Below are 14,106 nucleotides of genomic sequence, written 5' to 3'. Positions count from 1 at the left end.
CTCAATACATCCTATCAATAATGGCATAGGCCAGATGCCCTCTCAAGCACTTCCCTTCTATTCCCAATGGTGCTTCACAAATCGCGTTTTCTTGACAAAAAGTGACGAAAAAAACTGATCAATATCACGCTTTTTGCCACAACTCGCGGTATGCTGAAATTATCCAAGACGGACATAGGCAGAGAGGTAAGTTTATATGACTATTAATATTACCAGTAAGCAAATGGATATCACCCCCGCAATTCGTCAACATGTCGAAGACCGTCTTTCTAAGCTGGACAAGTGGCAAACCCAGTTGATCAACCCGCATATTATTCTGTCAAAAGAACCGCAGGGTTTTGTGGCCGATGCCACTATCAGTACGCCAAATGGCCCGTTGGTTGCCAGCGCCAAACATGATGATATGTATGCCGCCATCAATGAGCTAATTACCAAGCTCGAACGCCAGTTGGACAAACTCCAGCATAAAGGTGAAGCCAGACGTGCGGTAGCCGGCGTCAAAGAAGCCAATTTACAGCCGACGCAAGAAGAGTAATCACCATTCTCTTCCTCTCAATATAACGCGCCCAAGGGCGCGTTTTTGCATACTACGAATCATCACGCTGCGGCCTAAAGCCCCCATAGCATACAGGGTTTGAAATTGCGCTCGGCGATTTTGTATTGACAGGATGAAAAGCCAACAGTTACCTTACCTGCTCAGAAACTGGATATTTTCCTGACTAACCGAGCAAATATGATCAATAAGCTGTTCTTCTTCGTATTCTTTTTCACCTTCCCCTGATTTGGGAGGCGATTCGTCGTAAGAGCAAGAATACGAAGACGAACAAAAAAGCCTCCTGACTAGGAGGCTTTTTTTATATAAGAACATAAGACAGGTAACAGCATCATGACAGACAACCCATTACTGGCACTGCGAGAACGCATCAGCGCATTGGATCTGCAATTAATTGAATTGTTGGCACAAAGACGAGAACTCGCGCTGGACGTTGCCCGCAGCAAGTTACATTCGCATCGCCCGATCCGTGATAAGGAGCGTGAACGCGATTTACTGGACAAACTGACAGCCGCAGGGAAAAAGCATCATCTTGATGGCCATTATATTACTCGTTTATTCCAACTCGTCATTGAAGATTCAGTACTGACGCAGCAGGCGCTCTTACAGCACCACCTCAACCAAACAACGTCACACTCTGCCCGCGTCGCCTTTCTTGGTCCGAAGGGGTCTTATTCTCATCTCGCGGCCCGCCAATATGCCGCGCGACATTTTGAGCAATTGGTTGAGTGTGGTTGCCAGAAATTTCAAGACATCTTCAACATGGTGGAAACAGGGCAAGCCGACTATGCGGTTCTGCCGATTGAAAACACCAGTTCCGGTTCGATCAACGATGTTTATGATCTGCTGCAACACACGGGGTTATCCATCGTCGGCGAATTAACCAACCCGATAAATCACTGCGTCTTGGTCGCCACCGATACGTCTCTGGAACAAATCGAAACGGTTTATAGCCATCCTCAGCCGTTCCAGCAGTGCAGCCACTTCATCAATCGTTTCCCGCATTGGAAAATTGAATACTGTGAGAGTACCGCAGCGGCGATGGAGAAAGTCGCGGCGCTTAACTCACCAAAAGCGGCAGCACTCGGTAGCGAAGCCGGTGGTCAGCTTTATCAGCTACAAGTACTGGAACATAATCTGGCAAATCAATCGCAAAACATCACTCGCTTCATCGTATTAGCGCGTAAGCCGATTGATGTAACTGAGCAAGTGCCTGCGAAAACTACGCTGATTATGGCGACAGGCCAACAGTCAGGCGCATTGGTAGAAGCACTGCTAGTATTGCGTGATAACGGTATTGTGATGACCAAACTGGAGTCCAGACCAATCAACGGCAACCCGTGGGAAGAGATGTTCTATCTTGATGTGCAAGCTAATTTGCGCAGCGATGCCATGCAGAAAGCGCTAAAAGGATTATCCCCCATTACTCGCTCGTTAAAAGTATTGGGCTGCTACCCGAGTGAAAACGTCGTACCTGTTGATGTAAACGAATAATCGATGTGAACGAATAATTGAAAAAGCCATCCGGGTATCCGCCCGGATGGCTTCTCAAACAAAATTCAACGTTCCAACACTGTTCAAAAGATCAAATCGAGCTATTGGCGAATATCGTTTGCCTGGCGCAAAAGCACCCGACTCTCAGCCTGAAAACGTTTGGCATAGTCGCCAAACCAGTGTTCGACCTTCTTGAAGCTACTGATAAATTCCGCTTTATCTGTCTGTTCCAGTAACTCAATCGCTTCGCCAAAACGTTTGTAGTAACGCTTAATCAGCGCCAAATTATCCTCTGAAGACATAATAATGTCGGCATACAGTTGCGGATCCTGTGCAAACAACCGCCCGACCATAATCAATTCCAGACGATAGATCGGCGATGACAGCGCTAATAGCTGTTCAATCTGCACATTCTCCTCCGCTAAATGCAGGCCATAGGCGAATGTCGCGAAGTGACGCAGTGCTTGAATAAACATCATGTTCTGATCGTGTTCGACCGCGCTAATACGATGCAGACGTGCGCCCCACACCTGAATCTGCTCCAGTAACCACTGGTAGGCTTCCGGTTGCCGGCCATCGCAATAAACGACAACCTGTTTGGCAAGACTACCACTGTCTGGCCCAAACATCGGGTGCAAACCGAGCACCGGACCGCTATGTGCCGCCAACATTGCCTGAAGCGGGCCATTTTTTACCGACGCCAGATCAACCAAAATACAATCATCTGGCAAGGCTGGCAGACGGGAAATAACCTGTTCAGTAACGTGGATCGGCACGCTGACAATCACCATACCCGCATCAGACAACAGCTCATTAGCGCGCGGCCAGTCATCTTGCTCCAGAATCCTCACCTGATATCCCGACAGCGTCAGCATTTTCTCGAACAGATTGCCCATTTGACCACGGCCACCAATGATGACAACCGGACGCAGTTGTGGACACAGTGTTTTAAAACCTTTGTCGTTCTCGCTGGAATAGGATTCGCGCATGGTGCGCCGCAGGATATCTTCAATGAGATCCGGCGGAACCCCCATCGACGCGGCCTCCTTGCGACGTGAGCTGAGCATGGCCGCTTCACGATCGGGCGCATAAATAGGCAAACCATAGCGGCTTTTCACTTCACCCACTTCCGCCACCAAACGCAACCGACGTGATAACAGCGCGACAAGCTCCTTATCTACCTCATCTATCTGATCACGTAATGCGGTCAGTTCAGCTACCATATCTTGTTACTCTCCTGAATGTTCCACACGTGCGGCGCTCAGATCTTGATGAACGGAACGCAGCAACGTTTCTGTACTTTCCCAACTGATGCAGGCATCCGTCACTGATACACCGTAGCGCATATCTGAACGCGGTTGTTCTGAAGACTGGCTCCCCTCATTAAGGTGACTTTCCAGCATCAGCCCTATAATCGAGCGGTTTCCTGCCTTTATTTGCTCAATCGCAGATTCAACAACAAGTGGCTGACGGCGGTAGTCTTTGTTCGAATTGCCGTGGCTACAATCTATCATCAGCGCAGGTCTCAGTCCTGCTTCCTGCATCTGTTTTTCACATTCGGCGACATCCTGCGCACTGTAGTTTGGTTCTTTACCACCGCGCAGAATCACGTGCCCATCAACGTTCCCCTGCGTTTGCAGCAAACACACTTGCCCAGTTTGATTAATACCGACAAAACGATGCGGCATCGCAGCGGCTCTCATCGCGTTGATCGCCGTTCCCAAACTACCATCCGTACCGTTTTTGAACCCGACAGGCATCGACAAGCCGGAAGCCATCTCGCGGTGCGTTTGAGATTCAGTCGTGCGTGCGCCGATCGCTGACCAGCTAAATAGATCGCCCAGGTACTGCGGGCTGTTTGGGTCAAGCGCTTCTGTCGCCAGCGGCAATCCCATATTCACCAGTTCCAATAGCAGCCCACGAGCGATATGCAGCCCAGCTTCCACATCAAATGAGCCATCCATAAACGGATCGTTAATAAGCCCTTTCCAACCCACGGTTGTGCGGGGTTTTTCAAAATAAACACGCATCACGATGTAGAGGCGATCGCTTAATTCCGCAGCAAGCGACTGCAAGCGACGGGCATATTCCAGCGCAGCATCCGTGTCATGAATAGAGCAAGGCCCGCAAACGATCAGCAATCGATCATCGCGGCCATGAATGATATCCGCAATGGTTGATCTCGCCTGCGCAATATCGCATTGTTCCGCATCGTTAAGTGGAAACTTGGCTTTCAATTCATCAGGAGTAATCAAAACCTGTTCTGCACTGATATTAATATTGTTAAGTGAATCTTTCTGCATGATCCCATTCCTGAAAAGTTCGGTCTGTTCGCGATTGTCTAGACAACCTACGTATGATGTTTACACCATAACACGAACCGTAAAGATTTCAATCCACCCAGTGTAAATAAAAAATTACCATCCTAAATATTGCCAGAAAAACGATATCTGCATGCTCTATAGCTTCCCAATGTAACCATACCTATCTCCAGCGTGAATAATGATAGAATCACGTCAACAAGGGGGAAGGATGCTGAAAGCCATAATCATCGATGACGAACAGTTGGCACGCGAAGAGCTCAGCCTGCTACTGGAAAATGAATCTGATATCACCATCATTGCGCAATGTAGCAATGCGCTGGAGGCAATACCGGCCATTCACCGACTGCAGCCGGATGTGATTTTCCTGGATATACAGATGCCAAAGGTCAGCGGATTAGAGCTGGTTGCCATGTTGGATCCAGAAAATATGCCTTACGTCGTCTTCGTAACAGCCTATGATGAGTACGCGGTGAGGGCATTCGAAGAGCATGCTTTTGACTATTTACTAAAACCACTGGATGCACAGCGGCTGAGTAAAACGCTAAATCGTTTACGTCGCGGCACGAGTGTAAATAAAAACGTACAGATAATTTCAGAACCTTTGCTGCGCCATATTCCCTGCAACGGACATAATCGTATTTTTTTGCTCAAGATTGAGGAAGTCGAGTATCTTTGTTCAGAACTCAGCGGCGTACATGTGGTGGGCGTCAGCCAATCGGGCTATACCCAACTTTCCCTAAAAACGCTGGAAGAGAAAACACCTTTCGTCCGCTGCCATCGTCAATATATGGTTAACACAGAGCAACTGAAAGAGATCCAGTTGATGGAGAATGGCGCAGCAGAAGTGCTGACACATACGGGAAAACACATTCCCGTCAGTCGCCGCTATCTCAAGTTACTGAAAGAAAAGCTAGGCATTCTCTAATAGAGTGTTCGTTCAGGCCGATGGCCGCAAATATTAAAGGTTTGATGATGAAATACAGTTATGCCTTGGCTGTAATTCTTTTAATGACAGCGTGCCAAAGCAACGAACCGTCGCTACCGGCTAAAAGTGAGTCAGGGTTCTGGTATGAAGCTGGCTATCAGGATGCAATCTCTGGCGTGGTTGTGAAAGACGATAGTACCTTACAAGAATGGTTTGGTGATCCACAGATCGAGCGTGAAACCTACCTACGCGGTTATCAGGCCGGACAGTCAGCTTTTTGCCGTGCAGGCAACATGGAAGAATGGGGAAAAGCAGGGAAGAATTTCCCCGCCAGTTGCGATGGCGTAGAATCAGCAGAGACACTGCGAACTCGCTGGCAACAAAATCTGCCTTAACATCCTCCTGAATACTGGTGATGACCCACACGAATATGCAGCGTAGCTGGCAAAAAGCTAGAGTTCATCGCATCTGGTAACAATTCCACTCACTTTTATACTCTCCCAGAAATACGCCAGACACACCTCATCTCTATTATCACCCATATGAAACAATCACATTAAGTTATTAATGGGCTAACGCTGAAATACCGAAAAAATCATATATCACTGATAGCTGACCCCACCATCCCTGATAACGATTGATATTATGGAGTGCTCACATGCCCGGTCCAAACAAGACTCATAGCCTGTCGCCGAATAACAGCCCAAGACTCTTATCACACGATCCGTCATCAAAGAAAAGCCATGATGAACGGGTTGCTGCAGTAAAAAACAACATTATTGAGTCTGGCGATCATCCCGGTATTTCCATAGAGGAGCAACTGGCACTCCTGGATGACTTCTCCCACCTTGAGTTAGGCCAATTTTTACTACAACACCATGGGTTAAATGCATACTGGACGCATAATGTGATAACACATCAGCCAACCCACTATGTCAATTCACTCGAAGAAATCATCTACACACGCTTACCCAACGTTTTAGCGACACGTGAACGATTCAGCATATTCCAACGCCTGCTTCAAGAACTCTTGCGCCCCAACGCTGTCATGGTATCCGTTCCCTGTGGCGTCATGGCCGATTTATTACTGCTGGACTATACGCGGCATCGAGATGCGAAATTAATCGGGATCGATCTGGATAAACAGGCGCTGGAAGAAGCTTACAAACTTGCCAATCAGCAAGGGCTGGAAAGCCAGATATCGCTGGTTCTTGCTGATGCCTGGACAATTGATTTGGCAGAACAAGCGGATGTGATTACCAGCAACGGACTCAATGTCTATGAGCCAGATGATGACAAAGTCACTGAACTTTACCGCGTGTTCTATTCTGGGCTGAAGCCAGGAGGAACACTAATAACCAGCTTTATGACACCGCCTCCTACGCAATCGCAAGACTCCCCATGGATAAACGCCGACCCGAAATTGCTAGCACTCCAATATGTACTTTTTTCACGCATTATTGGCGCAACATGGACCGCATTTCGCACCCACAAACAAACACAGTCACAATTAGAGCGGGCCGGATTTACAGATATTCAGTTTATTAACGACCATATGCACATGTACCCAACGGTCATCGCTAACAAACCGTTATGAATAGGGTGGAAAAATGGCATCAATGCGATATTTGATCGCCATAACCGATCAATATTAGAAAATTGATCTGTATAAACGTTTATAAAATAACCACACCTAATGTCATCATAGTACTGAAATTCAAACAATAATGATGGCACCAGGGAAAACTAAGCCCACCAAGTTTGGTGGGCTTTCTGCTACCAAGGTAGTCGATATTTGAAGAATGAACCTTAATCACGGCGTTTATATCTCAGCAGAAAGTGATGCCTCTATGCAATTCTCTGCCGCCACTTTGCTGCGATTGAGACAAAAAAAAGCCTAGCGAATTCGCTAGGCATTTGAAAAATAACAACTTTCGGATGTTGCGAAAGCGCTATCTTAGTTAAGACGCTCTTTGATACGAGCAGACTTACCAGTACGCTCACGCAGGTAGTACAGTTTGGCTTTACGCACGGCACCACGACGTTTAACAGAGATGCTGTCAATAACTGGAGAGTGAGTCTGGAATACACGCTCCACGCCTTCGCCGTTAGAAATTTTGCGAACAGTGAATGCAGAATGCAGACCGCGGTTACGAATAGCGATAACCACGCCCTCGAATGCCTGCAGACGTTTTTTGCTGCCTTCAACAACCCATACCTTCACTTCTACGGAATCACCCGGACGAAATGCAGGTACGTCCTGCTTCATTTGTTCGTCTTCGATTTGCTTAATAATGTTGCTCATAATATGTCTCTTACCCTAGGTAAACTGATAGTTGGGTTCGCACGGTAAACCGGCGTAACCATCTAATACTCTCGTTGCTCAGACTGATATTCACGTTGAAATTCAGCCAGCAACCTTATTTGCTCGTCAGTCAGAGCTAGGCTTTTCAGAAGTTCAGGTCTTCTAAGCCAGGTTCGGCCCAGCGACTGCTTCAATCGCCAGCGACGTATTTCCGCATGGTTGCCAGACAGTAACACTGCCGGAACCTCCATGCTTTCCAGTATTTCAGGGCGAGTGAAATGAGGACAGTCCAGCAATCCATCGGCAAAAGAATCTTCTTCTGCTGAAGCCTGATGCCCCAGAACGCCCGGTATAAAACGGGCAACGGAGTCAATCAGGGCCATCGCTGGCAGTTCCCCACCGCTGAGTACGTAATCCCCTATCGACCATTCTTCATCGATCTCGGTTTTAATTACGCGCTCATCAATCCCTTCGTACCGTCCACAGACCAGAATCATCTTCTGGTTTGTAGCAAGTTGACGCACGCCTTGCTGATCTAATTTACGGCCCTGAGGTGATAGATAAATCACTCTCGCGCCTTCACCTGCCGCTGCTTTTGCTGCGTGGATCGCATCCCGTAAAGGTTGCACCATCATCAGCATTCCGGGACCACCGCCATAAGGCCGGTCATCCACGGTGCGATGCCGATCGTAAGTGAAGTCACGAGGACTCCAATACTGTACGTTCAGCAGGCCATTTTTAACTGCCCGGCCAGTGACTCCGTAATCAGTAATTGCCCGGAACATCTCTGGAAACAGGCTAATCACCCCAATCCACATAGTTTCGTTCCGCTGGGTACTACTTGTCGATTCAGAGTTCAAAAACCAGGGTCCCAATCTACTTCAACAGTTTGAGCAGAAAGGTCGACGCGCTTAACAACCTGTTCGGTGAGGAACGGAACCAGCCGCTCCTTGACCCCGAAGGCATCTTTCAGGTTAGCTTTTATCACCATCACATCGTTCGAGCCAGTTTCCATCATATCGATGATTTTACCCAACTCATAACCGGTTACGGTTACGACCTGACAGCCAATAAGATCCTTCCAGTAATAATCACCTTCGCCCAGATCGGGCAGTTGTGACGAATCTACGACAATTTCACAATTGGTCAGTAAATTAGCCGCATCACGGTCATCAGCTCCTTTCACTTTAATGATCAGGTCCTGATTGTGATACTTCCAGCCTTCAATCTCGACAAGCTGCCAACCGCTTTTACTTTGGATGAACCAAGGTTGATAATCAAAAATGCTATCGGCATCTTCGGTGGATGAAAACACTCTGAGCCAACCTCGGATGCCATACGCCGACCCAATTTTCCCCATCACAATCGGGTTAACGGGAGGTTTTGGGCTAAGTTGATTGCTCATTATCACCACCGCAACAGATTATGCTGCTTTTTTAGCGTCTTTGATCAGCGAAGATACGCGATCAGACACAGTTGCACCCAGACCAACCCAATGCTCGATACGGTCCAGATCCAGACGCAGGGCTTCTGCTTGACCAGATGCGATTGGGTTGAAGAAACCTACGCGCTCGATGAAACGACCATCACGCGCATTGCGGCTATCGGTCACGACTACTTGATAGAAGGGGCGTTTTTTTGCGCCGCCACGTGCCAAACGAATTGTTACCATAACATCCTCTTTAGTGAATAAAACAACTGGGCCCCATCGAGGAACGGAGCCCAGTATGTCATATAAAAAGCCCGAAAATTTTACTCATTTTGGCGCAAAAAGCAATCTAAAGCGTATAATCACACCAAGAGTTTCTCTACACCATCGATTTCGGTGATTAACGCCCCGGGAATCCAGGTGGCATCATCCCTTTCATACCGCGCATCATTTTCGCCAGGCCGCCGTTTTTCATCTTCTTCATCATTCGTTGCATATCATCGAATTGTTTCAGAAGACGGTTAACGTCCTGTACCTGCATGCCGGAACCCTGCGCGATACGGCGTTTACGCGATCCTTTAATAATCTCAGGTTTGGCACGCTCCTGACGCGTCATCGAATTAATGATCGCCTCCATACGCACTAGCACCTTGTCATCCATTTGTGATTTAACATTATCAGGCAGTTGCCCCATGCCGGGCATTTTACTCATCATGCTCGCCATGCCGCCCATATTGCGCATCTGCTTAAGCTGGTCCAGGAAATCGGTCAAATCGAACCCGTCACCCTTCTTCAGCTTTTGGGCCAGCTTCTCCGCCTGTGTACGGTCAACCTTGCTTTCAATATCTTCAATCAGAGAAAGCACATCGCCCATACCAAGAATGCGTGATGCAACACGATCGGGGTAGAACGGTTCCAACGCTTCAGTTTTTTCACCGACGCCGAGGAATTTAATCGGCTTGCCAGTAATATGGCGGATAGACAACGCCGCACCACCGCGGGCATCACCATCAATCTTGGTGAGGATAACCCCAGTCAGCGGCAACGCTTCATTAAAGGCTTTTGCCGTATTCGCCGCATCCTGCCCCGTCATGGCATCAACAACAAACAGCGTTTCAACCGGCTTAATTGCCGCATGAACCTGTTTGATTTCGTCCATCATCGCCTCATCGACGTGGAGACGACCGGCGGTATCAACCAATAAGACATCGTAGAATTTCAGCTTAGCGTGTTGTAATGCACGTTCTACGATAGCAAGCGGCTTCTCTTGTGCATCAGACGGGAAGAAATCGACGCCCACCTGCTGTGCCAGCGTTTCCAACTGTTTAATCGCCGCAGGGCGATAAACGTCGGCAGACACCACAAGCACTTTTTTCTTTTGCTTTTCGCGCAGGAATTTTCCCAACTTGCCCACGCTGGTCGTTTTACCCGCACCTTGCAGGCCGGCCATCAGGACCACCGCAGGCGGCTGAGCAGCGAGATTTAGTTCGGCGTTAATTTCGCCCATTGCGCTGACGAGTTCATTTTTAACAATCTTGACGAACTCTTGCCCCGGCGTCAGACTTTTGTTGACCTCATGCCCAACAGCGCGTTCTTTTACACGATTGATAAAATCACGCACCACGGGTAACGCGACGTCTGCTTCCAGCAATGCCATCCGCACTTCACGCAGCGTTTCTTTAATGTTTTCTTCAGTCAACCGCCCGCGGCCGCTGATATTGCGCAATGTGCGCGAGAGTCGATCGGTTAAATTTTCAAACATATCTCATGCTCAACGTAAGACAGGCCGCAGCGCGACACGAATAGAAGGGATTATACACAAAAGCGAGAACGATCTCAGCGCTGCTGACGGAGAACTGTTGGTGCCCACGACGACTAACGCTATACTGATTCTTTATTTTACCTAGTTGATATTTAATAACCTATTCGTATGTCTGTTTTCGCTATTGTGGCGCTTGTCGCCTACACACTCAGCCTCGGACTGATTATCCCCAGTCTGCTGCGCAAGAACAGTGCATATCGTCGGCTGGCAATGCTCTCGGCCAGCGCTGCGCTAATCTGCCATGCGGTGGCGCTCTATCAACGCATTTTTGATGTTCAGGTGGGACAAAATCTTAGCCTGCTGAATATCGGTTCGCTGGTCAGCCTCATCATCTGTACCGTTATGACGATTGTCGCAGCGCGCGATCGCGGCTGGTTTATTCTCCCCATCGTCTACACATTCGCGCTGATCAATCTGGCCTTTGCCAGCTTCATGCCGAGTGAATTTATTACGCATCTGGAAGCATCGCCGGGTTTGATGATCCATATCGGCCTGGCGCTTTTTTCCTATGCAACCTTGCTGATTGCAGCACTTTATGCGCTCCAGCTTGCCTGGCTTGATTATCTGCTCAAGAACAAGAAGCTAGGGTTTGCCGCTGATATGCCGCCGTTGATGGGCATTGAACGGAAGATGTTTCACATCACGCAGATTGGCGTCATCCTGCTCACGCTGACGCTTTGTACTGGCTTGTTCTATATGGACGACCTGATCGACAATAAAGAGAACCTGCACAAGGCGGTGTTCTCACTATTTGCCTGGTTCATCTATATTCTGTTGCTCTGGGGACATTACCATGAGGGATGGCGAGGTCGGCGCGTCGTCTGGTTCAGCCTGCTCGGTGCACTGATGCTGACGCTTTCCTACTTTGGTAGCCGGGTTATACAGCACTTTCTCGCAGTCTGACATTCTTAATATGCAGAAAAAAGAGAGCCCACTTTCGGCTCTCTTTTTTATCTGCACCTATCCAACAAACTAGATATGCAGCTCAGCTAACTTGTCTTTCGGCAACGCCAGATCGTCATTTTGGTTAATGCCAATATTGTGATCCAAAATATGCTGAGCGATTTCCTGCGCTTCTTCCAGTGAATGCATATCATAGGTGCCGCACTGGTATTCATTCAGCTCAGGGATTTTACGCTGATCGGTCACTTTCAGAACGTCCGCCATTGCCGCTTTCCAAGAGTCGGCAACACGTTGCTCATCCGGCGTGCCAATCAGGCTCATGTAGAAACCAGTACGGCATCCCATCGGAGAAATATCGATAATTTCAACGCCATCACCATTTAAATGATCCCGCATAAAGCCAGCAAATAGGTGCTCTAGCGTATGAATTCCACGCTCTGGCATGACTTCGATGTTCGGGCGACAGAAGCGCAGATCAAATACAGTGATATTGTCGCCATGAGGGGTTTTCATGGTTTTAGCGACCCGAACGGCGGGTGCGGCCATACGAGTATGGTCAACGGTAAAGCTATCTAGTAACGGCATAATGCCACCTCCTCATAGAAAAAATTTATTTTTTCTCGTTTCCGGGAAACTTTTCCTTTTTATGCGAGTCTGACTTACTGAAAGACGCGCATTTATTATCATCATCCCTATTAGAGATGTTTATTTGGCCACAGTTCCTGTGGCCTTTTCTTTTTAATGCATCGCCAGATAATCGTCAAAATTCATCGTATCTTCAGACTCAATCTGACGTTGACGCTGCCAGGAACGCTCGCTTGCAGTCGCTAATTGCTCTTCAGTCAACACCTGCAACGGCTCGTTGCTAAGCATCTTGCGGTATTCCTCCGCTAAATTTAGCCCCACGCTACCATTGCCTTCTTGCTTCATCAACGTTAACAGTCGGCCAGAGAACGTCGTTTCTGGATCGTCAAAACCAACAAGCAGCTCATCGCATACCTGCTGATAGTGCGGTTGATCGTTTTCCGCATCCAACACTTCCGCAACACGGCGTAAATCCGCAAACAGGGATTTCCCAACCTCGGCAATCGGCTGCTGGATGGTTTCACACCGCATGCCCACCGTCTGCCCTGGTTTACGACCTTCCAGGATCACTCGGTTCCAGTTTTTACGCGTGCACAAGAGTTCATCTGCGCTCATTTCCGGCGCATCCGCTAACGCACACCAGATCAGGAATAAATCCAGGAAACGCACCTGACTTTCGCTCACCCCAGTCGGAGAGAACGGGTTGATATCCAGCGAGCGCACTTCGATATATTCGATTCCGCCACGCAGCAAAGCATCAGATGGTGTTTCATCTGCACGCGTCACACGCTTCGGACGAATCGGTGCATAGAGCTCGTTCTCAATCTGCAAGACGTTCGTATTCAATTGTAGATAACGACCATCCTTCTTCATACCAACCTGGGCATATTCCTCAGACGGCGTCTTTATCGCGCGTTTTAATGCCGCAACGTAGGTATCCAGATCGTTAAACGTAATCCCCAGATTGCTCTGTGATTTATTGGTATAACCTAAATCACTAAGCCGTAGAGAGGTGGCATAAGGCAGATAAAGCATGCCTTTTTCCGTGCGCTCAAACGGCAGTGCAGTTTCTCGCCCTCTCAGGAAAGAAGAACAAATCGCCGGAGAAGCTCCGAACAGATAAGGGATCACCCAACCAAAGCGATAATAGTTACGAATCAGTCTGAAGTATCCCGCAGAAATGGCTTTCTTCCCGCTTTCTGCATCTGCTACGCCCTCTCGCGCCTGCCAGAATGACAACGGCAGAGAGAAATTATAATGCACGCCGGAAATGGTCTGCATCAACGCGCCATAGCGGTTTTTCAGCCCTTCGCGATAGAGCGTTTTAAAACGCCCAATATTTGAAGAACCATACTGCGCCAGTTCTATATTTTGTTCGCTGTCGATAAAGCACGGCATGCTCAATGGCCACATCCGCTCATCGCCTAGATTGCGGGAAACGTGACGATGAATATCGCGCAAAAATGTCAGCAGATGATCGACATCGTTGTCGACCGGCGTAATAAACTCCAACAGCGCTTCAGCAAAATCTGTCGTAATCCACGGGTGTGACAACGCCGAGCCCAATATTTCAGGGTGCCCTGTCGTAGCAAGATGTCCGTTCTCTGTTACGCGCAATGTTTCGCGTTCAATTCCACGCTGAATCCCCTTCACTGCCTGTGGGTGTTTTTCCAGCCAAGAAAGTGCTTCTGAAATGTCCGGGATCAAATCGACCTCCCGTTGTTAAAATGTAATGGTTGTAAGCATAATTGAAACTCAGCAGTACT

15 protein-coding genes and 1 other annotated feature are annotated in these 14,106 nt (G+C 48.3%); of the genes, 6 read left to right on the top strand and 9 right to left on the bottom strand.

What is annotated here, in order from left to right; all coding sequences use genetic code 11:
* The first annotated feature begins 196 nt into the window (after window positions 1–196).
* On the top strand, window positions 197–535 hold the full coding sequence (raiA, locus tag A7983_RS13070; RefSeq protein WP_005970349.1) for a ribosome-associated translation inhibitor RaiA: 339 nt from the start codon (window positions 197–199) through the stop codon (window positions 533–535).
* Window positions 536–732: 197 nt separating this feature from the next.
* Window positions 733–858 (top strand) — a sequence feature (Phe leader region).
* Between the two features lie 28 nt (window positions 859–886).
* On the top strand, window positions 887–2,047 hold the full coding sequence (pheA, locus tag A7983_RS13065; RefSeq protein ID WP_005970350.1) for a bifunctional chorismate mutase/prephenate dehydratase: 1,161 nt from the start codon (window positions 887–889) through the stop codon (window positions 2,045–2,047).
* A gap of 101 nt (window positions 2,048–2,148) precedes the next feature.
* Here the strand turns inward: pheA and tyrA are convergent, their stop codons facing one another.
* Complete coding sequence (gene tyrA, locus A7983_RS13060; protein ID WP_005970352.1) at window positions 2,149–3,270, bottom strand: bifunctional chorismate mutase/prephenate dehydrogenase; 1,122 nt, start codon at window positions 3,268–3,270, stop codon at window positions 2,149–2,151.
* A gap of 6 nt (window positions 3,271–3,276) precedes the next feature.
* Entirely contained in the window at window positions 3,277–4,350 is a 1,074-nt protein-coding gene (locus A7983_RS13055) for a 3-deoxy-7-phosphoheptulonate synthase (RefSeq protein ID WP_005970354.1), read from the bottom strand.
* Window positions 4,351–4,579: 229 nt separating this feature from the next.
* On the opposite strand from A7983_RS13055, the gene btsR reads away from it, so the two are divergent.
* The 3 genes from btsR (at window position 4,580) to A7983_RS13040 (ending at window position 6,893) form a co-directional block, all read left to right on the top strand.
* A complete protein-coding gene (gene btsR / locus A7983_RS13050; protein WP_005970356.1) occupies window positions 4,580–5,296 on the top strand; it encodes a two-component system response regulator BtsR in 717 nt (238 codons plus the stop codon).
* A gap of 20 nt (window positions 5,297–5,316) precedes the next feature.
* Window positions 5,317–5,691, top strand: a complete 375-nt coding sequence (locus A7983_RS13045; protein WP_407670420.1) for a DUF2799 domain-containing protein — start codon at window positions 5,317–5,319, stop codon at window positions 5,689–5,691.
* A 263-nt stretch (window positions 5,692–5,954) separates the two neighbouring features.
* Complete coding sequence (locus A7983_RS13040) at window positions 5,955–6,893, top strand: class I SAM-dependent methyltransferase (RefSeq protein ID WP_005970358.1); 939 nt, start codon at window positions 5,955–5,957, stop codon at window positions 6,891–6,893.
* Between the two features lie 360 nt (window positions 6,894–7,253).
* Here the strand turns inward: A7983_RS13040 and rplS are convergent, their stop codons facing one another.
* From rplS to ffh, 5 genes are all read right to left on the bottom strand, one after another.
* Complete coding sequence (rplS, locus tag A7983_RS13035) at window positions 7,254–7,601, bottom strand: 50S ribosomal protein L19 (RefSeq protein WP_005970359.1); 348 nt, start codon at window positions 7,599–7,601, stop codon at window positions 7,254–7,256.
* A gap of 62 nt (window positions 7,602–7,663) precedes the next feature.
* On the bottom strand, window positions 7,664–8,419 hold the full coding sequence (gene trmD, locus A7983_RS13030) for a tRNA (guanosine(37)-N1)-methyltransferase TrmD (RefSeq protein WP_005970360.1): 756 nt from the start codon (window positions 8,417–8,419) through the stop codon (window positions 7,664–7,666).
* 38 nt (window positions 8,420–8,457) lie between these two features.
* Complete coding sequence (rimM, locus tag A7983_RS13025; protein WP_005970361.1) at window positions 8,458–9,006, bottom strand: ribosome maturation factor RimM; 549 nt, start codon at window positions 9,004–9,006, stop codon at window positions 8,458–8,460.
* An 18-nt stretch (window positions 9,007–9,024) separates the two neighbouring features.
* On the bottom strand, window positions 9,025–9,273 hold the full coding sequence (gene rpsP / locus A7983_RS13020) for a 30S ribosomal protein S16 (RefSeq protein WP_005970362.1): 249 nt from the start codon (window positions 9,271–9,273) through the stop codon (window positions 9,025–9,027).
* Window positions 9,274–9,430: 157 nt separating this feature from the next.
* The gene (ffh, locus tag A7983_RS13015) at window positions 9,431–10,792 is read right to left on the bottom strand and encodes a signal recognition particle protein (protein WP_005970365.1); all 1,362 of its coding nucleotides are present in this window, start codon (window positions 10,790–10,792) and stop codon (window positions 9,431–9,433) included.
* A 168-nt stretch (window positions 10,793–10,960) separates the two neighbouring features.
* Between ffh and A7983_RS13010 the strand changes: the two genes are divergently transcribed.
* Complete coding sequence (locus A7983_RS13010) at window positions 10,961–11,755, top strand: cytochrome C assembly family protein (protein ID WP_005970367.1); 795 nt, start codon at window positions 10,961–10,963, stop codon at window positions 11,753–11,755.
* Window positions 11,756–11,824: 69 nt separating this feature from the next.
* On the opposite strand, the gene luxS is transcribed toward A7983_RS13010, so the two are convergent.
* Both luxS and gshA read right to left on the bottom strand, forming a co-directional pair.
* The gene (gene luxS / locus A7983_RS13005) at window positions 11,825–12,340 is read right to left on the bottom strand and encodes an S-ribosylhomocysteine lyase (RefSeq protein ID WP_005970368.1); all 516 of its coding nucleotides are present in this window, start codon (window positions 12,338–12,340) and stop codon (window positions 11,825–11,827) included.
* A 153-nt stretch (window positions 12,341–12,493) separates the two neighbouring features.
* Window positions 12,494–14,047: a glutamate--cysteine ligase gene (gene gshA, locus A7983_RS13000; protein WP_005970369.1), complete on the bottom strand. Its 1,554-nt coding sequence runs from the start codon at window positions 14,045–14,047 to the stop codon at window positions 12,494–12,496.
* Window positions 14,048–14,106: the final 59 nt, after the last annotated feature.

It is taken from the genome of Pectobacterium wasabiae CFBP 3304, from assembly GCF_001742185.1.
Classification (GTDB): Bacteria; Pseudomonadota; Gammaproteobacteria; order Enterobacterales; family Enterobacteriaceae; genus Pectobacterium; species Pectobacterium wasabiae.
The sequence above is the reverse complement of the archived record's forward strand: the minus strand, read 5'-3'. Positions and strand labels throughout refer to the sequence as shown.